Source organism: Synechococcus sp. R6-10 (assembly GCF_047461815.1).
Lineage (GTDB): Bacteria > Cyanobacteriota > Cyanobacteriia > Thermostichales > Thermostichaceae > Thermostichus.
In genome coordinates, this window is the sequence record NZ_JANSHW010000639.1 from 1 (window position 1) to 627 (window position 627).

The 627-nt window shown below is 58.5% G+C and carries 1 pseudogene; it reads left to right on the forward strand.

The window, feature by feature from the left end:
* Positions 1-293 precede the first annotated feature (293 nt).
* Positions 294-627: pseudogene (locus tag NW837_RS14815) on the forward strand (energy transducer TonB); the annotation flags it as partial.

Here is a 627-nt window from a genome sequence, read left to right on the forward strand (position 1 = left end):
GCTCCTAAAAAGCCACCAAAAGTGCCCCACCAGCCAACATCAGAGCCAGCACCCCGAGCTGTGGGGCTTTTCCCCGGCTAATGGGATCCCCGCTCTTTTCAAGGTAGGCGATCTTAGAGCTGCTGCAAGGTGGGATCCCTTCCCGAGCCCGAGATAGACTATACGCCTTTGCGCAGGAGTGCCAACTGCTCGGATGCTATAACACTAGCTGGGGTGTTACCCCCGTGGCCCAGTCTGCAACAGACAACTCGGTGTGTTGAGAGCGTTGAAGAAAGGAAAGGGCAATCTTGGCTATGACCAGCATCTGGATTGAGCAGCGCCGCCGCGAGGATGAATCTCGCAACTTTTTTTGGATGGTGGCGCTGTCGCTGCTGCTGCACGTGCTGGTGCTGCTGGGATTGCTCCACTTGGGGCGGCTTTGGCTCACTCGCGAGCCAGAACAAGAAGCCATTGAGTTTATCCTTCTGGATCCAGAAGATCTGCAGCCCCCAGAGGAAGCAGATCTGGTTTCAGAAGTTGATTCCCGCGATGGGGGTGAGCGGGTAGAAGCCCCTCCGTCTCAAGGCAGTCCACCTCAATCTCAGGCCGCCCCTCCCCAGGAGGCCCCTCCGCCGCCGCCGCCAAGAC